Source organism: Streptomyces lichenis, from assembly GCF_023218175.1.
In the GTDB taxonomy this organism is placed as follows: domain Bacteria; phylum Actinomycetota; class Actinomycetes; order Streptomycetales; family Streptomycetaceae; genus Streptomyces; species Streptomyces lichenis.
Genome location: NZ_JALPTH010000026.1, coordinates 15,385 through 35,295 on the forward strand (window position 1 = coordinate 15,385; position 19,911 = coordinate 35,295).

The following is a 19,911-nucleotide window of genomic DNA, read 5'->3' on the forward strand; positions in this document are numbered from 1 at the left end:
GAGTGGGGGTGGGGCCGATCGGTCAGGGGAACCGTAGGGAGCCGGTGGGCGGGTGCCCGGACAGCACACGGCCCGGGCCCGCCCATCTCACTCGGATGGGGCAGGTCCCGGGCCGCGTTCAGCCTACGATCGTACGATCCCGATCACGGTCACAGCTTCGTCCAGGCCTCGGTGAGGGTGGCCCGGAGGATCTGCTCGATCTCGTCGAACGTGGACTGGTCGGACACCAGCGGCGGCGCCAGCTGGACGACCGGGTCGCCGCGGTCGTCGGCGCGGCAGTACAGGCCGTTGTCGTAGAGGGCCTTGGAGAGGAAGCCGTACAGGACGCGCTCGGTCTCCTCGTCGTTGAAGGACTCCTTGGTGGCCTTGTCCTTCACCAGCTCGATGCCGTAGAAGTAGCCGTTTCCGCGGACGTCGCCGACGATCGGCAGGTCGTTCAGCTTCTCCAGGGTGGAGCGGAAGGCGCCCTCGTTGTCCAGCACGTGCTGGGTGAGGTTCTCGCGCTCGAAGATGTCGAGGTTGGCGAGGCCCACCGCCGCGGAGACCGGGTGGCCGCCGAAGGTGTAGCCGTGCAGGAAGGTGTTGTCGCCCTTGTAGAACGGCTCGGCGAGGCGGTCGGAGATGATGCAGGCGCCGATCGGGGAGTAGCCCGAGGTCATGCCCTTGGCGCAGGTGATCATGTCCGGCACGTAGTCGAACTTGTCGCAGGCGAAGATCGTGCCGAGCCGGCCGAAGGCGCAGATGACCTCGTCGGAGACGAGCAGCACGTCGTACTGGTCGCAGATCTCGCGGACCCGCTGGAAGTACCCGGGCGGCGGCGGGAAGCAGCCGCCGGCGTTCTGCACCGGCTCCAGGAAGACCGCGGCGACGGTGTCGGGGCCCTCGAAGAGGATCTGCTGCTCGATCTGGTCGGCGGCCCAGCGGCCGAAGGCCTCGGGGTCGTCGCCGAAGAGCGGGGCGCGGTAGATGTTGGTGTTGGGCACCTTGTGCGCGCCCGGCACCAGCGGCTCGAACGGGGCCTTCAGCCCCGGCAGGCCGGTGATGGACAGGGCGCCCTGCGGGGTGCCGTGGTAGGCGACCGCGCGGGAGATGACCTTGTGCTTGGTGGGCTTGCCGACCAGCTTGAAGTACTGCTTGGCCAGCTTCCAGGCGGTCTCCACCGCCTCGCCGCCGCCGGTGGTGAAGAAGACCTTGTTCAGGTCGCCGGGGGCGTGGTGGGCCAGGCGCTCGGCCAGCTCCACGGCCTTGGGGTGTGCGTAGGACCACACCGGGAAGAAGGCGAGCTCCTGGGCCTGCTTGGCGGCGGCCTCGGCCAGCTCGGTGCGGCCGTGGCCGGCCTGCACCACGAACAGCCCGGCCAGGCCGTCGAGGTAGCGCTTGCCCTTGTCGTCGAAGATGTAGGTGCCCTCGCCGCGGACGATGGTCGGGACGGGGCTGTTCTCGTACGACGACATGCGGGTGAAGTGCATCCACAGGTGGTCGTACGCGGTCTTGGAGAGGTCCTTGGTCACGGCTATCGGGTTCCCCACATATAGGTCTGCTTCTTGAGCTTGAGGTAGACGAAGCTCTCGGTGGAGCGCACACCGGGGAGGGTGCGGATGCGCTTGTTGATGACCTCCAGCAGGTGGTCGTCGTCCTCGCAGACGATCTCCACCATCAGGTCGAAGGAGCCCGCGGTCATCACCACGTACTCGCACTCGGCCATCGCGGTCAGCGCTTCGGCCACCGGGTCCAGGTCGCCCTCGACGTTGATGCCGACCATCGCCTGGCGGCGGAAGCCCACGGTGAGCGGGTCCGTCACGGCGACGATCTGCATGACTCCCTGATCGAGGAGCTTCTGCACGCGCTGGCGCACCGCGGCCTCGGAGAGGCCCACGGCCTTGCCTATGGCGGCGTACGGACGGCGTCCGTCCTCCTGGAGCTGTTCGATGATCGCCAGGGACACGGCGTCGATCGTCGGGGACGATCCGTTCCCGGTCCTGGGCTCTGCGCTTCGACTTGCCACATCCTCACCATGCACCGAGACCCGTCGGTCCCGCAACCCGGAACTGATGAAATTCGTTGAGAAGAGGTCGATTGGCCACCGAATCCGAAGTTCGGGGGCGTCGGCCCTGTCGAAAGCGTCGACTCAGCGATTAGGGTGGAGCTGTCCAGCCTGTGGACACCCACGGCCGGGCCCCAGAGCACCGAGAAAGCACCGAGACCGACAGGAGGGGTGGCACGTGACCACCGAGCTGCGTCGTCTGCGCAACTACATCAACGGGGAGTTCAAGGACGCCGCCGACGGACGGACCATCGACGTGGTCAACCCGGCCACCGGCGAGGTGTACGCCACGTCCCCGCTGTCCGGGCAGGCCGATGTCGACGCCGCCATGGAGGCCGCCGCGGCCGCCTTCCCGGCCTGGCGCGACACCACCCCGGCCGAGCGCCAGAAGGTGCTGCTGAGGATCGCCGACGCCTTCGAGGAGCGGGCCGAGGAGCTCATCGCCGCCGAGTGCGAGAACACCGGCAAGCCCACCGGGCTGATGCGCTCCGAGGAGATCCCCCCGGCGGTCGACCAGATCCGCTTCTTCGCCGGCGCCGCCCGCCTGCTGGAGGGCCGCTCGGCCGGCGAGTACATGGAGGGCCTGACCTCCATCGTCCGCCGTGAGCCGGTCGGCGTCTGCGCCCAGGTCGCCCCCTGGAACTACCCGCTGATGATGGCGGTGTGGAAGTTCGCCCCGGCGCTCGCCGCGGGCAACACCGTGGTGCTCAAGCCCTCCGACACCACCCCCGCCTCCACCGTGCTGATCGCCGAGATCATCGGCGCCATCGTGCCCAAGGGCGTCTTCAACGTGCTCTGCGGCGACCGCACCACCGGCAGCGCCATGGTCGAGCACCCGGTGCCCGCGATGGCCTCCATCACCGGCTCGGTACGCGCCGGCATCCAGGTCGCCGCCTCCGCCGCCAAGGACGTCAAGCGGGTCCACCTGGAGCTGGGCGGCAAGGCCCCGGTCGTGGTCTTCGAGGACACCGACATCGCCAAGGCGGTCGAGGACATCTCGGTGGCCGGCTTCTTCAACGCCGGCCAGGACTGTACGGCCGCCACCCGGGTGCTGGTCCACGAGTCCATCCACGACGAGTTCGTCTCCCAGCTGGCCAAGGCCGCCGCCGAGACCAAGACCGGCGCGAGCGACGACGAGGACGTGCTCTACGGGCCGCTCAACAACGAGAACCAGCTCAAGCAGGTCACCGGCTTCGTCGACCGCCTCCCGGCGCACGCCAAGGTCGAGTCCGGCGGCCACCGGGTCGGCGAGAAGGGCTACTTCTACGCCCCCACCGTCGTCTCCGGCCTGAAGCAGGACGACGAGATCATCCAGAACGAGGTCTTCGGCCCCGTCATCACCGTCCAGTCCTTCACCGACGAGGCCCAGGCCCTGGAGTACGCCAACGGCGTCGAGTACGCGCTCGCCTCCTCCGTCTGGACCAAGGACCACGCCCGCGCCATGCGGATGTCCAAGGCGCTGGACTTCGGCTGCGTCTGGATCAACACCCACATCCCGCTGGTCGCCGAGATGCCGCACGGCGGCTTCAAGAAGTCCGGCTACGGCAAGGACCTCTCCGCCTACGGCTTCGAGGACTACACCCGCGTCAAGCACGTGATGACGTCCCTCGGCTGACCCGTACGCACGGCCGCAGGCCCCGCCCGCACGGGCCGGGGCCTGCGGCCGTTCCGGGCCCGTGCTTCCGGGGACCCTGTGTAAAGGCCGCGTAAACACCGGCGTACGCTTCCGATCATGAGCGAAGTCGGCGCCCTCAAGCGGCGCATACGCCGGTGGCTGGTCCTCTTCATCGTCTGCCTGGCGCTGAGCGGGCTGACGGCCTTCCCGCTCGTCACCGAGATGCGGCTCGCGGTCGACGCCCTGAACGGCTGGGCGTCCTTCCTCGCCGACGCCTTCCCCGGGCTCCGGGAGTGGATGCTCCGGGTCCAGGAGGGCGTGAACACCGCCGACGGCCGCTACCCGTTCCTGCTCTACGGCACCGACTGGCTGGCCTTCGCCCACCTGGTCATCGCCGTCGCCTTCTACGGCCCCTACCGCGACCCGGTGCGCAACATCTGGGTGATCGAGTTCGGCATGATCGCCTGCGCCGGGATCATCCCGCTCGCCCTGATCTGCGGCCCGATCCGGGACATCCCCTTCTGGTGGTCGGTCATCGACATGTCCTTCGGGGTCGTCGGGATCCTGCCGCTGCTGGTGGTCCGCCGGCTCATCAAGCGGCTGGAGGCCCTCACCGCCCCGGTCGGCCTCCGGCCGCTGACGATGGCCTGAGGGCGGTACGGGGCACCCCGCGGCGCTACGGCTTGCGGGCCACCGCGCCGAACTGGGCGACCTCGCCGGAGGCGGCGAACCGCCAGCTCGCGCAGGAGACCAGCCCCGGCTCCAGCAGCTCCAAGCCCTCGAAGAAGGACTCCACCTCGGCGCGGCTGCGGGCGGTGATCGGCGGGGTGGCGTGGGCGTTCCAGAAGTCCATGGCCTCCGCGTTGCCCTCGCCGCCCAGCTCCAGCGTCGGATGGGTCAGCACCAGATGGCTGCCCGAGGGCACCGCCGCCATCAGGGTCCGCACGATGGACCGGGCCTCCTCGGTGTCCAGCACGAAGTTGAGGATGCCGAGCATCATCACCGCCACCGGGCGGTCCAGGTCGAGTATCCGGCCCGCCGCGGCCACGATCTCCTCCGGGCGGTGGGCGTCCGCGTCCACGTACTCGGTCACCCCCTCCGGCGCGCCGGTGAGCAGCGCCCGGGCGTGGGTGAGGACGATCGGGTCGTTGTCCACGTAGACCACCCGGGCGTCCGGGGCGATCCGCTGGGCCACCTCATGGGTGTTGTCGGCGGTCGGCAGCCCGGTGCCGATGTCCAGGAACTGCCGCACCCCGGCCTCACCCGCCAGGTAGCCCACCGCTCGGCCGAGGAACGCCCGGTCGGCCCGGGCCACCTCGCCGATGCTCGGGTACAGGGAGGTGACCTGCTCGCCCACCGTCCGGTCCACCGGGTAGTTGTCCTTGCCGCCCAGCCAGTAGTTCCAGACCCGGGCGTTGTGCGCGATGTCGGTGCGGACGCGGTCGTTCATCTGACGCTCCCTCTTCCGGCTCCCGGGGCGCCGGCCGCGCGCAGGACACGGCTGAGCGCGTCCACCCGGTTGGTGGTGATCGAATCCACCCCGTGGGCGATCAGCCTACGCATGGTCCGGCGGGTGTCCGCGGTCCAGGCCGACACCAGCAGCCCGTCCCCGTGCACCCGGTCCACCAGCTCCCGACTCAGCAGCCCGAAGCGGTAGTTGAGCCAGCGCGGGGTGAGCGCCGCCAGCAGTACGGGACGGGGCGGCGCCAGGCTGGTCCAGGTCAGGGCGATCTCCGCGCCCGGGTCGGCGGCGCGCACCAGCAGCATCGCCGAGCCGCTGGAGCAGTAGAAGACCCGGTCCGCCGCGCCCTGCTCGTGCACCGCCCCGACCACGGCGCGGACCGAGGCCTCGGTGGCCCCCGGCAGGTCGAGCATCACCCGGCGCCCCTCGGTGGCGGCCAGCGCCTCCGCCAGCGTCGGCACCCCGCCGGCGCCCGGGCCGGTCAGCGCCCGCAGCTCGGCCAGGGTCAGCCCGGACAGCGGGCGGTCCACCCGCCACAGCCGCTCCAGGGTGTCGTCGTGCAGCAGTACGGCCACCCCGTCCCGGGTCAGCCGGACGTCGATCTCCACCGCGTCCGCGCCCCGGGCGAACGCCGAGCGCAGCGAGGCGAGGGTGTTCTCCCGCACCCGGTACGGATCACCCCGATGCCCGACCACGGCGACCGGGCCGTGGGGGCCGGGCGCCGGCGTCAGCGGGTGATCCATGCCGCCGTGTACGCGTCGATTTCGGTACGGAGCCGGGTCTTCCCCGCCGGGTCCAGGAAGGAGGCCTCCACCGCCTGCTTGGCCAGGTCCGCCAGGCCCCGCTCGTCCAGCTCCAGCAGCCGGGCGGCGACCTCGTACTCGGTGTTGAGGTCGGTGCCGAACATCGGCGGGTCGTCCGAGTTGATGCTCACCGGCACCCCGGCCTCCACCATGGTCCGCAGCGGGTGCTCGTCCAGGGTGGCCACCGCCCGGGTGGCGATGTTGGAGGTGGGGCAGACCTCCAGCGGGATGCGGTGCTCGGCGAGATGGGCGAGCAGCCGCTCGTCCTGCACCGCGCTGGTGCCGTGGCCGATGCGCTCGGCGCGCAGCTCGTTCAGCGCGTCCCAGATGGTCTGGGGCCCGGTGGTCTCCCCGGCGTGCGGCACCGAGTGCAGCCCGGCCGCGATGGCGCGGTCGAAGTACGGCTTGAACTGCGGGCGCGGCACCCCGATCTCCGGGCCGCCCAGCCCGAAGCCGACCAGCCCGTCCGGGCGCAGGTCCACCGCCAGCCGGCAGGTCTCCTCGGCGGCCTGCAGACCGGCCTCCCCGGGGATGTCGAAGATCCAGCGCAGCACCACCCCGAGCTCCGCCTCGGCCGCGCGCCGGGCGTCCTCGATGGCGTCCATGAACGCCTTCTCGTCGATCCCGCGCCGGGTCGAGCTGAACGGGGTGACGGTCAGCTCGGCGTACCGGATGTTCTGCCGGGCCATGTCCCGGGCCACCTCGAAGGTGAGCAGCCGGACGTCCTCCGGGGTGCGGATCAGATCCACCACCGACAGATACACGTCGATGAAGTGGGCGAAGTCGGTGAACACGAAGTAGTCCACCAGCGCCTCGGGATCGGTGGGCACCTTGGAGTCCGGGTGCCGGGCGGCCAGCTCCGCCACGATCCGGGGCGAGGCGGAGCCCACATGGTGCACATGCAGCTCGGCCTTGGGCAGGCCCGCGATGAAGGGGCGCAGTGCGGTCATCGGCTTCCTCCGGTGGTGCAGGCGGGTGTACGGCTGGGTGTACGGGCCGCGAGGCTGGTCAGAGGTCATCGTAGGACGGCCGGATAACATGACCGGTACACGGATGGGGGAGTTCATGTCAGAGAAGCACGACCCGTACGACCCGTGGGCACCGCCCGGGGACGGGGCGTCCCCGGAGCGCCCGGCCGATCCGCCGGTGACGCCCCCACCCGGAAACCCGCCCGGGAACCGCTCACCGGGAGTGCACGACTTCCCGACCATGACCTCGATGCCCGGGGCCGGTGGTGAGGTGCCCCCGCCGCCGACCGCCCCCGGCGGCCCGGCGCCGACCTCCCCCTACGGCTACCCCGACCCCACCGTGACCTCGGGCGGCTACGGCTACCCGGACCCGACGGTGACCTCCGGCGGCTACGGCTACCCGGTGCCGCCGCCCCCCGCGGCCTCCGGCTACCCGGGCTACCCCGGCTACGGCACTTGGGGCGCCCCCGCCCCGTCCAACGGCATGGGCGTCGCCGCGCTGGTGCTCGGCATCATCGGCGTGGTCCTCTTCTGCGCCTGGGGACTGGGGCTCATCCTCGGCATCCTGGCCCTGATCTTCGGCCTGATCGGCCGCAAGAAGGCCCGGCGCGGCGAGGCGGACAACGGCGGGATGGCCCTGGCCGGGGTGATCCTGGGCTCGGTCGCCATCGCCATCGGCGCGGGCTTCCTCGCCTTCCTGATCTGGTCCATCGCCCAGGACCGCGACGACTACTCCGACCCCGACCCGCCCCGCTACGACTCCGCGCTGGTCGTCTCCCACTCCGGATCCCCCCTCCGGCCGCACTGACCCGGGCCGGGCCCCCGGATGTGGGCGCGGCCCCGGGCCCACTCGACCCGACGGGGCCGAGCCCTGGGCCCACCCCCCGGTCGGGGCGCGGCCCCGAGCCCCGGCCCGTATGCGCGGGGTTCCTCAGGGCCGTACGAGTGACGGCCGCCCGGGGGCCCACACGGCGGCGGCCGCCGGGCCCCACGCATGCCCGCCGACCGGAGCACGCACGCGCGGGCGGCGCCTGTCCGGAGGACCGCGCCTCGGACGGTGGGGCCTCCCGGCCGGGACCCGGGCCGCGGGGGCCCGTAGCCGGTGTCTCCCGCCGCAGGGCCGCCCCGAAGGCGCCGTACGTCAGGTGGCCTGGGGCGGCGGCTGGGGCCGTACGCGTGGCGGTCGCCCCGTACGCGCCGAACGCCGGGGCCTCTCCGCCGGAACCTGGGCCCTGGGGGCCCGTAGTCGGTGTCTCCCGCCGCAGGGCCGCCCCCCGAAGGCGCCGTACGTCAGGTGGCCTGGGACGGCGGCGACTGGAGCCGCACGCGTGGCGGTCGCTCGGGCGCACGTGCGGCGGCGCGCGCCCACCTGGGACTCGCGCCGCGTGCCCTCCCCGTACGCCGCCCGCTCTCCCCGTACGCGCCACGACGTCAGGCTGCCGCCCGGGTCCCCGCCGCCCCCTGACGCGCCCGGACGTCGGGCCGTCGCGGTCCCGGCCCCGCCCCCGTACCGCCGCCCCGGCGTCAGGCGGCCCCAGCCTCCGTCCGCAACTGCGTGCGGGCCTCCATCAGGGCGAAGCCCAGCAGGTTGAGTCCGCGCCAGCGGGCCGGGTCGAGGGTGCGTTCGTCGTCCGCGGGCAGGCCTATGCCCCAGATCCGGTCCATCGGGCTCGCCTCGACCAGCACCCGGTCACCGGTGGAGAGGAGATAGGACGCCAGCCCGGGATCCGCGGCGAACTTGTGCGCGCTGCCCTCGACCACGATCCCGAACCGCTCCCGCGCCCAGGTCTCCTCGTCGAAGCCGCGCACCAGCCGCCCCGCCTTCTTGGCCAGCGCCGGGCTCGACGCCGCAACGGCCCGCCGTTCGGCCTCCGCGTCGCCGAAGAGGCGGGCCTTTCCGGCCATCATCCAGTGCTCCGCGGTGGCGTACTCCACCCCGTCGACGGTGAACGGCGAGGGCCACCACTGGCTCAGGCAGCTCGGGCCCAGCCTGCCGTCCGGCCGCGGCCGGTGCCCCCAGAAGGGCAGGTACCGCACCCGCTCCCCGCCGTCGATCCGGGCCCGCAACTCCTCGATCTTCCCCATGCACGCGAGTCTTCCAGCCGCCACTGACAGTCCGTACGGTATTTCCCCGGCCACGCGACACATGGTCGACCGAATCCGTCGCGTAACCAAAAGGCAACAACGGAATCACTTGGCTGGTAAGCACCCCTCTGCCAGGATCGGCACTCAATTCGGGTCGGCGCCACACTGGAGGGAGCCGCCGGAGGGCGCGGCCGACCTACACGAGAGACCCGCACCGGACACACCCGCTGGGACAACGGAGAACGCCATGGGCAACCGCCAGGAGCCGGACCACCGGCAGGGGCAGGACGACCAGAAGCCGGCCGACCGCTTCCCGGGGCTCGACCGCTTCGCCGCCGGGGCGAACCACATCGCCGGAAGGCTCAGGCCGGGCAGCTCGGGCCGGGAGTACACGGTGGTCGACCCGGCCACCGGGCAGGAGGTGCTGACCTACGAGCTGGCGGGCGCCGCCGATGTGGACGCCGCCGTCGCCGCCGCGCGCGAGGCGCTGCCCGGCTGGGCCGGGGCCACCCCCGCCGAGCGCTCCGAGGCCATGCACCGCTTCGCCGCCGAGCTGGACGCCCGCGCCGAGGAGCTGGCCCGCGCCGAGTCCCTCCAGTGCGGCAAGCCGCTGAAGCTGACCCGCGAGTTCGACGTGCCCGGCACCATCGACAACACCGCCTTCTTCGCCGGTGCCGCCCGCCACCTCCAGGGCCAGTCGGCCGGCGAGTACAGCGGCGACCACACCTCCTACGTACGGCGCGAGCCGATCGGGGTGGTCGGCTCCATCGCGCCCTGGAACTACCCGCTCCAGATGGCCGCCTGGAAGGTGCTCCCGGCCATCGCCGCGGGCAACACCATCGTGCTCAAGCCCGCCGAGCTGACCCCGCTGACCTCGCTGCTCTTCGCCGAGGCGGCCACCGCGGCCGGCATCCCCGACGGTGTCGTCAACATCGTCACCGGCGCCGGCCGGGAGGCGGGCGAGCACCTGGTGTCCCACCCGGACGTGGCGATGACCTCCTTCACCGGCTCCACCGCCGTCGGCAAGCGGGTCGCCGAACTGGCCACCGCCACCGTCAAGCGGCTCCATCTGGAGCTCGGCGGCAAGGCGCCGTTCGTGGTCTTCGACGACGCCGACCTGGAGGCCGCCGTCAACGGCGCGGTCGCCGGCGCCCTGATCAACACCGGCCAGGACTGCACCGCCGCCACCCGCGCCTATGTCCAGCGCCCGCTGTACGAGGCCTTCGTCAGCGGGGTCGCCGACCTGATGGCCGCCGTCCGGCTCGGTGACCCCTTCGAGGCCGGCACCGACCTCGGCCCGCTGATCAGCCACGCCCAGCGGGACCGGGTGGCCGGCTTCGTGGACCGGGCCCGCGCCTACGCCACCGTGGTCACCGGCGGGGTCGCCCCGCACAACGCGGGCGCCTACTACCGCCCCACCCTGATCACCGGGGCGGCGCAGGACAGCGAGATCGTCCAGGCCGAGATCTTCGGCCCGGTCCTGGTGGTGCTGCCCTTCGACTCCGACGAGGAGGGCCTGGCGCTCGCCAACGACACCCCGTACGGACTGGCCGCCTCCGCCTGGACGCGGGACGTCTATCGGGCCGGCCGGGCCACCCGGGAGATCAAGGCGGGCTGCGTCTGGGTCAACGACCACATCCCGATCATCAGCGAGATGCCGCACGGCGGGTACAAGGCCTCCGGCTTCGGCAAGGACATGTCCAGCTACTCCTTCGAGGAGTACACGCAGGTCAAGCATGTGATGTTCGACAACACCGCGGTGGCCCGGAAGGACTGGCACAGGACGGTGTTCGGCGACCGGTGATCCGGGTCGGGTGATGAGCCGCCGGCGGCGCGGCTTTGCGGATCGGATACCGGAAGGCTCTGGACCGGACGGCCGCCGCCCGTGTCAACTGGTGGCCCGCAGGGCGGACGGCGCGGTCCGCGGAGCGGACACCCCGGCCGCCGCCCCCAGGTCCCCGGTCCCGGCGCGGCACCCGCCACCCCTCCCCGTATCCCGACCGCCCCCGTATCCCGACCGCACCGAAAGGCGCAGCGCATGGAGCAGTACCAGCCCGAGAGCCTGTCCGCGGCCCAGGCGGCCGCCATGCGGCGCAGCCTGACCAGCGGCCGGGGCGCCCTCACCCGGCGCTCGCTGCTGCGGGCGGGCGGCTACGGGGCGCTCGCCGCGGGCTCGCTGGCCGCCCTGAGCGGCTGCGGCATCCCGCCGGCCAAGCGGGAGGGCGGCGGGCCGGCGTCCACCGACCACTCGGCCCAGGAGAAGCGGCTCACCTTCTCCAACTGGACCCAGTACATCGACGTCAGCGACGACGAGAAGAGCCGGCCCAGCCTGCAGGAGTTCACCCGGCGCACCGGGATCTCGGTCAAGTACACCGAGGACATCAACGACAACGTCGAGTTCTTCGGCAAGATCCAGCCCCAGCTGGCCGCCGGGCAGGACACCGGGCGGGACCTGGTCTGCGTCACCGACTGGCTGGCCGCCCGGATGATCCGGCTCGGCTGGGCGCAGCGGCTGGACTCCGCCCACCTGCCGAACGCCTACGCCAACCTCTCCGCCCAGTTCCGCCGCCCCGACTGGGACCCGGGCCGCGCCTACTCGTACCCCTGGACCGGTATCTCCACGGTCATCGCCTACAACGTGAAGGCCACCGGCGGGCGGAAGGTGGACTCGGTCACCCAGCTGCTGGACGACCCCAGGCTGAAGGGGAAGGTGTCCTTCCTCTCCGAGATGCGGGACTCCATCGGGATGACCCTGCTGGACCTCGGCAAGGACCCGGGGACGTTCTCCGACGCCGACTTCGACGCGGCCGCCGGGCGGCTGCAGAAGGCGGTGGACACCTCGCAGATCCGCCGCTTCACCGGCAACGACTACACCGCCGACCTCTCCAAGGGCGATATCGCGGCCTGTCTGGCCTGGGCCGGGGACGTCATCCAGCTCCAGGCCGACAACCCCGACATCCGCTTCGCCATCCCCTCGGCCGGCTACATCACCTCCAGCGACAACCTGCTGGTCCCGGCCGAGGCGCGGCACAAGACCAACGCCGAGAAGCTGATCGACTACTACTACGAGCTGCCCAACGCGGCCCGGCTCGCCGCGTACATCAACTACGTCTGCCCGGTCGAGGGCGTGCGCGGCGAGCTCGCCAAGATCGACCCCGAGCTGGCGGGCAACACCCTGATCCTCCCCGACAAGGCGATGGCGGCGAAGTCGCACGCCTTCCGCTCGCTGACCTCCGACGAGGAGACGGCGTACGAGGAGAGGTTCGGCAAGCTCATCGGTGCTTGAGCCCCGGGCCCCCGCTCCTCCGGCCCGTCCCGGCGTACCCGCCCCGCATCCCCCTCGACACCCTGGGACCGCAATCCATGACGACTGACACCAAGAGCACCGGCGGCGACGTCCGTCTGACCGGGATCAGCAAGACCTACGGCTCGTTCACCGCCGTGCACCCGCTGGAGCTGACCATTCCGCAGGGCTCGTTCTTCGCCCTGCTCGGCGCCTCCGGCTGTGGCAAGACCACCACCCTGCGGATGATCGCCGGGCTGGAGGACCCCACCACCGGCACCGTGCACCTCGGCGAGCGGGACGTCACCGACCTGCCGCCGTACAAGCGGCCGGTGAACACCGTCTTCCAGTCGTACGCGCTCTTCCCGCACCTGAGCATCTACGAGAACGTCGCCTTCGGGCTGCGCCGCCGGGGCGTCAAGTCGGTGAAGAAGCAGGTCGGGGACATGCTGGAGCTGGTGCAGCTGGGCGACCGGGCCCAGCAGCGCCCGCACCAGCTCTCCGGCGGCCAGCAGCAGCGGGTCGCGGTCGCCCGCGCCCTGATCAACCACCCCCAGGTGCTGCTGCTGGACGAGCCGCTGGGCGCCCTGGACCTCAAGCTGCGCCGCCAGATGCAGCTGGAGCTCAAGCGCATCCAGACCGAGGTGGGGATCACCTTCGTGCACGTCACCCACGACCAGGAGGAGGCCATGACCATGGCCGACCAGGTCGCGGTGATGAACGGCGGCCGGGTCGAGCAGCTGGGCGCGCCCGCCGACCTCTACGAGAACCCGCAGACCACCTTCGTCGCCAACTTCCTCGGCACGTCGAATCTGATTCCCGCCGAGATCGTGGAGGGCGCCTCGGAGGACCTGGTGGTGAGCGCCGGTGGCGGGAAGCTGCGGCTGCCGGCCGGGCGATGTCAGGCGTCCACCGCCGCCGGCGGCCGGCTGCTGGTCGGCGTCCGCCCCGAGAAGATCAGCCTGGTGCACGCCGACGACGCCGGGACGATCCCGGACGGCCGCAACCGGCTCACCGGCACCATCACCGCCTCCAGCTTCATCGGGGTCTCCACCCAGTACGTGGTGGACGGCCCGGCCGGCAGCGGGCTCCAGGTGTACGAGCAGAACGTCGAGCGCGACTCCCGGCTCGCCCCCGGCGCCGAGGTCGTCCTGCACTGGAACCCCGCGCACACCTTCGGCCTCGGTGCCGACCAGGCCATCGACGCGGGCACCCAGAAGGTGGAGGACGCCGCATGACCGGCACCACCACCGAGGCGGCCCCGCCGCCGCTGACCACCGCCCCGGCCGCCGGCGAGGTGCGCAAGCCGCCGACCCGCCGCCGGCTGGTCCCGTACTGGCTGCTGCTGCCCGGCATCCTCTGGCTGCTGGTCTTCTTCGCGCTGCCGCTGGTGTACCAGGCCTCCACCTCGGTGCAGACCGGCTCGCTGGAGAAGGGCTTCCAGGTCACCTGGCACTTCGCCACCTACTGGGACGCGCTGGCCGAGTACTACCCGCAGTACGTGCGCTCGCTGCTGTACGCCGGCACCGCGACCGTGCTCTGCCTGCTGCTCGGCTACCCGCTGGCGTATCTGATCGCCTTCAAGGCCGGGCGCTGGCGCAATCTCATCCTGGTGCTGGTCATCGCCCCGTTCTTCACCAGCTTCCTGATCCGCACGCTGGCCTGGAAGACCATCCTGGCCGACGGCGGCGCGGTGGTCGGCGCGCTGGACGCGCTGCACGTCCTGGACGTCACCAACTGGCTCGGCTGGACCCAGGGCGACCGGGTGCTGGCCACCCCGATGGCGGTGGTCTGCGGCCTCACGTACAACTTCCTGCCGTTCATGATCCTGCCGCTGTACACCTCGCTGGAGCGGATCGACGGCCGGCTGCACGAGGCCGCCCGCGACCTCTACGCCTCCCCGGCCACCACCTTCCGCAAGGTGACCTTCCCGCTCTCCATGCCGGGCGTGGTCTCCGGGACCCTGCTCACCTTCATCCCGGCCAGCGGCGACTACGTCAACGCCGAGCTGCTGGGCTCCACCGACACCAAGATGGTCGGCAACGTCATCCAGTCGCAGTTCCTCCGAGTGCTCGACTACCCGACGGCGGCCGCGCTGTCGTTCATCCTCATGGCCGTGGTGCTCATCATGGTCACCGTCTACATCCGGCGGGCCGGAACGGAGGACCTGGTCTGATGGTGCTGCTGCGCTGGATCCGCCGCCGGCTGGTCGTCTTCGCCGGCCTGCTGACGCTCGCCTACCTGATCCTGCCGAACGTCATCGTGATGGTGTTCTCCTTCAACGACCCGGCGGGCCGCTTCAACTACGCCTGGCGGGAGTTCTCCACCGCCGCCTGGCGCGACCCCTGCGGGGTGGCCGACATGTGCGGCTCGCTCTCGCTGTCGCTCCAGATCGCCACCTGGGCCACGATCGGCGCCACCGTGCTGGGCACGATGATCGCCTTCGCGCTGGTCCGCTACCGCTTCCGGGCGCGCGGCGCGATCAACTCGCTGATCTTCCTGCCGATGGCGATGCCCGAGGTGGTGATGGCCGCCTCGCTGCTGACGCTGTTCCTGAACCTCGGCGCGCAGCTGGGCTTCTGGACGGTGCTGATCGCCCACATCATGTTCTGCCTGTCCTTCGTGGTCACCGCCGTCAAGGCCCGGGTGATGTCGATGGACCCGCGGCTTGAGGAGGCCGCCCGGGACCTGTACGCGGGGCCGGTGCAGACCTTCCTGAGGGTCACCCTGCCGATCGCCGCCCCCGGTATCGCGGCCGGCGCGCTGCTCGCCTTCGCGCTGTCGTTCGACGACTTCATCATCACCAACTTCAACGCGGGCTCCACCGTGACCTTCCCCATGTTCGTCTGGGGCTCGGCGCAGCGCGGCACGCCCGTCCAGATCAACGTCATCGGCACGGCGATGTTCGCCATCGCGGTGCTGGTGGTCGTGGTGGGCCAGCTGCTGGCCCGCAGGCGCAACCGCGCCGCACAACCCTGAACCACCCCTGAGGGAGTTGGAAGCCATGGCCCCCGTCGCCATGCGAACCGCTGCACGATCGCTCTCGGACGCCCAGCCCGTCCCCTACTGGCTGGAAGACCCCGGCAAGCCCGGCGCCCTGCCCGCCCTCACCGGCACCGAGACCTGCGACCTGCTGGTCGTCGGCGGCGGCTACAGCGGGCTGTGGACCGCGCTGATCGCCAAGGAGCGCGACCCCGGCCGGGACGTGGTGCTCATCGAGGGCCGGGAGGCGGGCTGGGCCGCCTCCGGGCGCAACGGCGGCTTCTGCGCCGCCTCCCTCACCCACGGTCTGGGCAACGGACTGGCCCGCTGGCCGGAGGAGCTGGCCACCCTGGAGCGGCTCGGCGAGGCCAACCTCGACGGTATCGAGGCCGCGGTACGGGGCTACGGCATCGACTGCGCCTTCGAGCGCACCGGCGAGATCGACGTGGCCACCGAGCCGCACCAGGTGGACGAGCTGGCCGAGATGTACGCGGAGGCCGAGCGGCTCGGCCTGGCCGACGGCCTCCAGCTGCTGGACCGGGAGGCGGTACGGGCCGAGGTCGACTCGCCCACCTTCCTCGGCGGACTCTGGGACCGGCGCGGAGTCGCCATGCTCAACCCCGCCAAGCTCGCCTGGGGCCTGAAGGAGGCCTGCCTCGGCCTCGGGGTGCGGATTTACGAGAACACCCGCGGCCACGAGCTGGCGCGGGCCGGCTCCGGGATGGCGGTGCGCACCGACTACGGCCGGGTGCTGGCCCGGAAGGTCGCGCTCGGCACCAACGTCTTCCCCTCGCTGGTCAAGCGGCTGCGCCACTACACGGTCCCGGTCTACGACTACGCGCTGATGACCGAGCCGCTGAGCGAGGAGCAGCTGGCCTCGATCGGCTGGCGCAACCGGCAGGGCCTCGGCGACAGCGCCAACCAGTTCCACTACTTCCGGCTGTCGGAGGACAACCGGATCCTGTGGGGCGGCTATGACGCGATCTACCCGTTCGGCGGGAGGGTCAGCGCCGAGCGCGACCAGCGCCCGGAGACCTACCTCACCCTGGCCGAGCACTTCTTCACCTGCTTCCCGCAGCTGGAGGGGGTGCGCTTCAGCCACGCCTGGGGCGGCGCCATCGACACCTGCTCGCGCTTCTCGGCGTTCTTCGGCACGGCGCACGAGGGCCGGGTCGCCTACGCGCAGGGGTACACCGGGCTCGGCGTCGGGGCGACCCGGTTCGGCGCGGACGTGATGCTGGACCTGCTGGCGGGGGAGCGGACCGAGCGCACCGAGCTGGAGATGGTCCGCTCCAAGCCGCTGCCCTTCCCGCCGGAGCCGATCGCCTGGGCGGGCATCGGCCTCACCAAGTGGTCCCTGGCCCGCGCCGACGCCAACGGCGGGCGGCGCAACCTGTGGCTGAAGACCATGGACCGGCTGGGCCTCGGCTTCGACAGCTGAGAGCTCTCGCCGGTGCGGGGGCGTTCATCGTATGAGCGCCCCCAGTGCGCCCCCGTAAGCCTCCTTCACCACCGAAGATCCGGTGAAGCCGCGTCATCATCCCCACGGGTTGTCGTCCGATCGTGTGAGCGCACCGCCGGTATGGGGTGGTGCGGACACACGGGGAACGCGGGAGGCGTGCGGACGATGAGCGGTACGCGGGGACGGGACCACGGGGAAGCGGCGGCGGAGGCGGTACGGGCCGCGGTCGAATGGCTGGCGGCGGCCGCGCCCGACCCCGGCGCCTGCCGCTGGGAGTGGGAGCGCGGCCCGCTGGGCGTGGTGCTGCTGCCGGCCGGGCGCCGCTGGGACGTGCTGATCGCCCCGGGCGACCTGGGGTACGCCACCCTGGACGTGCTCTCCCGGCTGGCCGCCCGGCCCGGTCCGGTGCTGGCCGGCGCCGGTCAGGGGCGGCTCGGCTTCTTCGTCCCACCCGGCACGGCGGCCCGCTGGTTCGGCACCGGGATACGGGCGGCCGGCCCGGGCGCCTGGATCGCCGCGCCCCACCCCGCCCGTACCCCCGCCGGGTCCCGCTGGCTGGTCCTCCCGGACGGCCGGGGCACCCTCACCGAACCGGCGGTGCTGGAACTGGCCCTGCACGAGGCGGCGGCCCGGCTGGCGGGGTGAGGCGGGGGCGCCTCGCGGAGCCAGGCGGGGGCGGATGAGATTCGGGGGCGTCCGGGCCATTGACAAGTGCATTGGTCTGGACCAACTCTGTGCGGTGCCGCACCCCAACTCCCCCCATCCCGGAGGCAGTCGTGCCCCGCACCGCCCGCCGCGTGTCCAGACGCGCCCCCACCCCCTCCCGTCCGCTGCTTGCCTCCGCCCTCGGCCTCGTCCTCTTCCTGGCCGCCGGAGCCCTGGCGCCCACCGCCGCCCGAGCCGCCGAGGACGCCCAACTGGTCCGCAACGGCGGCTTCGAGGCCGGGCTCGACGGCTGGAGCTGCACCGCCGGCAGCGGAGCCGTCACCACCTCCCCGGTGCACGGCGGCACCTCCGCCCTGAAGGCCACCCCGGCCGGCTCCGACAACGCCCGCTGCACCCAGAGCGTCGCCGTCCGCCCCGACTCCTCGTACACCCTGGCCGGCTGGGTGCGCGGCAGCTACGTCCACCTCGGCGCCACCGGGACCGGCACCGCCGACGCCTCCACCTGGACCCAGTCCGCCCCCGACTGGCAGCGGCTGACCACCACCTTCCGCACCGGCCCGGCCACCACCTCGGTCACCCTGCACACCCATGGCTGGTACGGCACCGGGGCCTACCACGCCGACGACCTCACCCTCACCGGCCCGGGCGGCGACCCGGTGCAGCTCCCGGCCGCGCCCACCTCGGTCACCGCCGGGACGCCCACCTCCACCACCGTCCCGCTGACCTGGCCGGCCGTCCCCGGCGCCACCGGCTACACCGTCTACCGCGACGGGGCGAAGGCGCTGAGCACGAGCGCCCCCTCGGCCACCGTCACCGGACTGGCCGCCGCCACCGCGTACCGCTTCGAGGTCACCGCCACCAACAGCGCCGGTGAGTCACCGAAGTCCGCCGCCGTCACCGCCAGCACCGCGCCCGGCGGCCCCACCGACCCGCCGCCCGGCGGCGGCCTGCCCGCACACGCCCTGGTCGGCTACCTCCACGCCGGCTTCGCCAACGGCTCCGGCTACACCCGGATGGCCGACGTCCCCGACTCCTGGGACGTGATCAACCTGGCCTTCGGCGAGCCGACCTCGGTCACCTCCGGGGACATCCGCTTCGCGCTCTGCCCGAAGACCGAGTGCCCCAACGTCGAGACGCCCGCCGAGTTCAAGGCCGCGATCAGGGCCAAGCAGGCCGCCGGCAAGAAGGTGCTGATCTCCATCGGCGGCCAGAACGGGCAGGTCCAACTCGCCTCCACGGCGGCCCGGGACGCCTTCGTCGCCTCCGTCTCGAAGATCATCGACGAGTACGGCCTGGACGGCCTGGACATCGACTTCGAGGGCCACTCCCTCTCCCTGAACACCGGTGACACCGACTTCCGCAACCCCACCACCCCGGTGATCACCCACCTGATCGCCGCCGTCAAAACCCTCAAGGCGAAGTACGGCCCCGGCTTCACGCTCACCATGGCCCCGGAGACCTTCTTCGTGCAGCTCGGCTACCAGTTCTACGGCTCCGGGCCCTGGGGCGGCCAGGACCCCCGGGCCGGCGCCTACCTCCCGGTCATCCACGCCCTGCGCGACGACCTCACCCTGCTGCACGTCCAGGACTACAACTCGGGGCCGATCATGGGCCTGGACAACCAGTACCACTCCATGGGCGGCGCCGACTTCCACATCGCGATGACCGACATGCTGCTCACCGGCTTCCCGGTGGCCGGCGACGCCCAGCGGTTCTTCCCCGCCCTCCGCCCCGAGCAGGTCGCCATCGGACTGCCCGCCACCCCCCACGCGGGCAACGGCCACACCCCGCCCGCCGAGGTCACCAAGGCCCTGAACTGCCTCACCAGGAAGACCGACTGCGGCTCCTACCAGACCCACGGCAGCTGGCCCGCGCTGCGCGGGCTGATGAGCTGGTCGATCAACTGGGACCGGTTCGGCGGCGGGGAGTTCGCCCGGAACTTCGACGCCTACCGCTGGAGCTGACCCACCACAGCGGCGCCAGCAGCAGCACGCCCAGGCAGAGGCTGCCGAACACGTCCAGCGGCCAGTGGTAGCCGCGCAGCATGAGCCCGGTGCCCGTCGCCGCCGTCAGCACCACGGCGGCGGGCACCGCCCAGCGCCACCGCTCCCGGGCCAGCAGCGCGGCACCGCCGTACGCGACCATCGCCGTGGCGGTGTGCCCCGAGGGGTAGTAGCCGCTCGCCTCGGTCATCGGCCCCACCCGGTCCACCAGCAGCTTCAGCGGGACCACCAGGGCGGGCACCAGCAGCATCGCCCCCGCCGCCCACCCGGCCGCGGCCCGGGCCCCGCGCCGCAGCGCCCAGACCACGGCGACCAGCAGCACCGGCACCGCGACCGGCATATTGCCCAGGTCGGCGCCCGCTTCGGCGAGCGGCGCCGGCACCGCGCCGACCAGCCCCCCGCTGATCCGCTCGTCCAGCCGGACCACCGGGCCCCGGGCGAGCACCTGCCAGGTGGCAGCGCCGAACAGCAGCACCGCGAGCAGCGGCAGCAGAAGAACGAGAAGGGCCGGCCGTCCCGGAACAGGGGGGGTGGTTCC

Annotated in this window: 18 protein-coding genes; 11 read left to right on the forward strand and 7 right to left on the reverse strand. The window is 72.2% G+C overall.

Going from position 1 to position 19,911, the window contains the following annotated elements; all coding sequences use genetic code 11:
- Nucleotides 1-149: 149 nt before the first annotated feature.
- The gene (locus M1O15_RS23730; protein ID WP_248636167.1) at nucleotides 150-1,529 is read right to left on the reverse strand and encodes an aspartate aminotransferase family protein; all 1,380 of its coding nucleotides are present in this window, start codon (nucleotides 1,527-1,529) and stop codon (nucleotides 150-152) included.
- Entirely contained in the window at nucleotides 1,514-2,005 is a 492-nt protein-coding gene (locus M1O15_RS23735; protein ID WP_248636168.1) for an Lrp/AsnC family transcriptional regulator, read from the reverse strand. The genes M1O15_RS23730 and M1O15_RS23735 overlap by 16 nt, the downstream gene beginning before the upstream one ends.
- 217 nt (nucleotides 2,006-2,222) lie before the next feature.
- On the opposite strand from M1O15_RS23735, the gene M1O15_RS23740 reads away from it, so the two are divergent.
- Complete coding sequence (locus M1O15_RS23740) at nucleotides 2,223-3,659, forward strand: gamma-aminobutyraldehyde dehydrogenase (protein WP_248636169.1); 1,437 nt, start codon at nucleotides 2,223-2,225, stop codon at nucleotides 3,657-3,659.
- 117 nt (nucleotides 3,660-3,776) lie between these two features.
- Nucleotides 3,777-4,310, forward strand: coding sequence for a hypothetical protein (locus M1O15_RS23745; RefSeq protein WP_248636170.1), 534 nt, complete (start codon nucleotides 3,777-3,779; stop codon nucleotides 4,308-4,310).
- A gap of 25 nt (nucleotides 4,311-4,335) precedes the next feature.
- Here the strand turns inward: M1O15_RS23745 and M1O15_RS23750 are convergent, their stop codons facing one another.
- Genes M1O15_RS23750 through M1O15_RS23760 form a run of 3 tightly spaced genes read right to left on the reverse strand, consistent with a single transcriptional unit; the run spans nucleotide 4,336 to nucleotide 6,943 of the window.
- Nucleotides 4,336-5,109, reverse strand: coding sequence for an SAM-dependent methyltransferase (locus M1O15_RS23750; RefSeq protein WP_248636171.1), 774 nt, complete (start codon nucleotides 5,107-5,109; stop codon nucleotides 4,336-4,338).
- The gene (locus M1O15_RS23755) at nucleotides 5,106-5,864 is read right to left on the reverse strand and encodes a glycerophosphodiester phosphodiesterase (protein WP_248636172.1); all 759 of its coding nucleotides are present in this window, start codon (nucleotides 5,862-5,864) and stop codon (nucleotides 5,106-5,108) included. The genes M1O15_RS23750 and M1O15_RS23755 overlap by 4 nt, the downstream gene beginning before the upstream one ends.
- The gene (locus M1O15_RS23760; RefSeq protein WP_372499564.1) at nucleotides 5,849-6,943 is read right to left on the reverse strand and encodes an adenosine deaminase; all 1,095 of its coding nucleotides are present in this window, start codon (nucleotides 6,941-6,943) and stop codon (nucleotides 5,849-5,851) included. The genes M1O15_RS23755 and M1O15_RS23760 overlap by 16 nt, the downstream gene beginning before the upstream one ends.
- A 46-nt stretch (nucleotides 6,944-6,989) precedes the next feature.
- On the opposite strand from M1O15_RS23760, the gene M1O15_RS23765 reads away from it, so the two are divergent.
- Nucleotides 6,990-7,700: a DUF4190 domain-containing protein gene (locus M1O15_RS23765; protein WP_248636174.1), complete on the forward strand. Its 711-nt coding sequence runs from the start codon at nucleotides 6,990-6,992 to the stop codon at nucleotides 7,698-7,700.
- 716 nt (nucleotides 7,701-8,416) lie between these two features.
- Here M1O15_RS23765 and ybiA read toward each other — a convergent pair.
- Nucleotides 8,417-8,977: a riboflavin biosynthesis intermediates N-glycosidase gene (gene ybiA, locus M1O15_RS23770; protein WP_248636175.1), complete on the reverse strand. Its 561-nt coding sequence runs from the start codon at nucleotides 8,975-8,977 to the stop codon at nucleotides 8,417-8,419.
- 247 nt (nucleotides 8,978-9,224) lie between these two features.
- Here ybiA and M1O15_RS23775 point away from each other — a divergent pair, with 247 nt between their 5' ends.
- The 8 genes from M1O15_RS23775 (at nucleotide 9,225) to M1O15_RS23810 (ending at nucleotide 19,334) form a co-directional block, all read left to right on the forward strand.
- A complete protein-coding gene (locus tag M1O15_RS23775; protein WP_248636176.1) occupies nucleotides 9,225-10,781 on the forward strand; it encodes a gamma-aminobutyraldehyde dehydrogenase in 1,557 nt (518 codons plus the stop codon).
- 234 nt (nucleotides 10,782-11,015) lie between these two features.
- On the forward strand, nucleotides 11,016-12,263 hold the full coding sequence (locus tag M1O15_RS23780; RefSeq protein ID WP_248636177.1) for a polyamine ABC transporter substrate-binding protein: 1,248 nt from the start codon (nucleotides 11,016-11,018) through the stop codon (nucleotides 12,261-12,263).
- 77 nt (nucleotides 12,264-12,340) lie between these two features.
- Nucleotides 12,341-13,498 (forward strand): ABC transporter ATP-binding protein, encoded by a 1,158-nt coding sequence (locus tag M1O15_RS23785; RefSeq protein ID WP_248636178.1) that lies wholly within the window; start codon nucleotides 12,341-12,343, stop codon nucleotides 13,496-13,498.
- A complete protein-coding gene (locus tag M1O15_RS23790; RefSeq protein WP_248636179.1) occupies nucleotides 13,495-14,436 on the forward strand; it encodes an ABC transporter permease in 942 nt (313 codons plus the stop codon). The genes M1O15_RS23785 and M1O15_RS23790 overlap by 4 nt, the downstream gene beginning before the upstream one ends.
- Entirely contained in the window at nucleotides 14,436-15,239 is an 804-nt protein-coding gene (locus M1O15_RS23795; RefSeq protein ID WP_248636180.1) for an ABC transporter permease, read from the forward strand. The genes M1O15_RS23790 and M1O15_RS23795 overlap by 1 nt, the downstream gene beginning before the upstream one ends.
- 25 nt (nucleotides 15,240-15,264) lie before the next feature.
- Nucleotides 15,265-16,683: an NAD(P)/FAD-dependent oxidoreductase gene (locus M1O15_RS23800; RefSeq protein ID WP_248636181.1), complete on the forward strand. Its 1,419-nt coding sequence runs from the start codon at nucleotides 15,265-15,267 to the stop codon at nucleotides 16,681-16,683.
- A gap of 186 nt (nucleotides 16,684-16,869) precedes the next feature.
- A complete protein-coding gene (locus tag M1O15_RS23805) occupies nucleotides 16,870-17,349 on the forward strand; it encodes a hypothetical protein (RefSeq protein ID WP_248636182.1) in 480 nt (159 codons plus the stop codon).
- Between the two features lie 185 nt (nucleotides 17,350-17,534).
- A complete protein-coding gene (locus tag M1O15_RS23810; protein ID WP_372499568.1) occupies nucleotides 17,535-19,334 on the forward strand; it encodes a chitinase in 1,800 nt (599 codons plus the stop codon).
- Here the strand turns inward: M1O15_RS23810 and M1O15_RS23815 are convergent.
- Complete coding sequence (locus M1O15_RS23815) at nucleotides 19,270-19,848, reverse strand: phosphatase PAP2 family protein (RefSeq protein WP_308282391.1); 579 nt, start codon at nucleotides 19,846-19,848, stop codon at nucleotides 19,270-19,272. The genes M1O15_RS23810 and M1O15_RS23815 overlap by 65 nt on opposite strands.
- Between the last annotated feature and the right edge of the window lie 63 nt (nucleotides 19,849-19,911).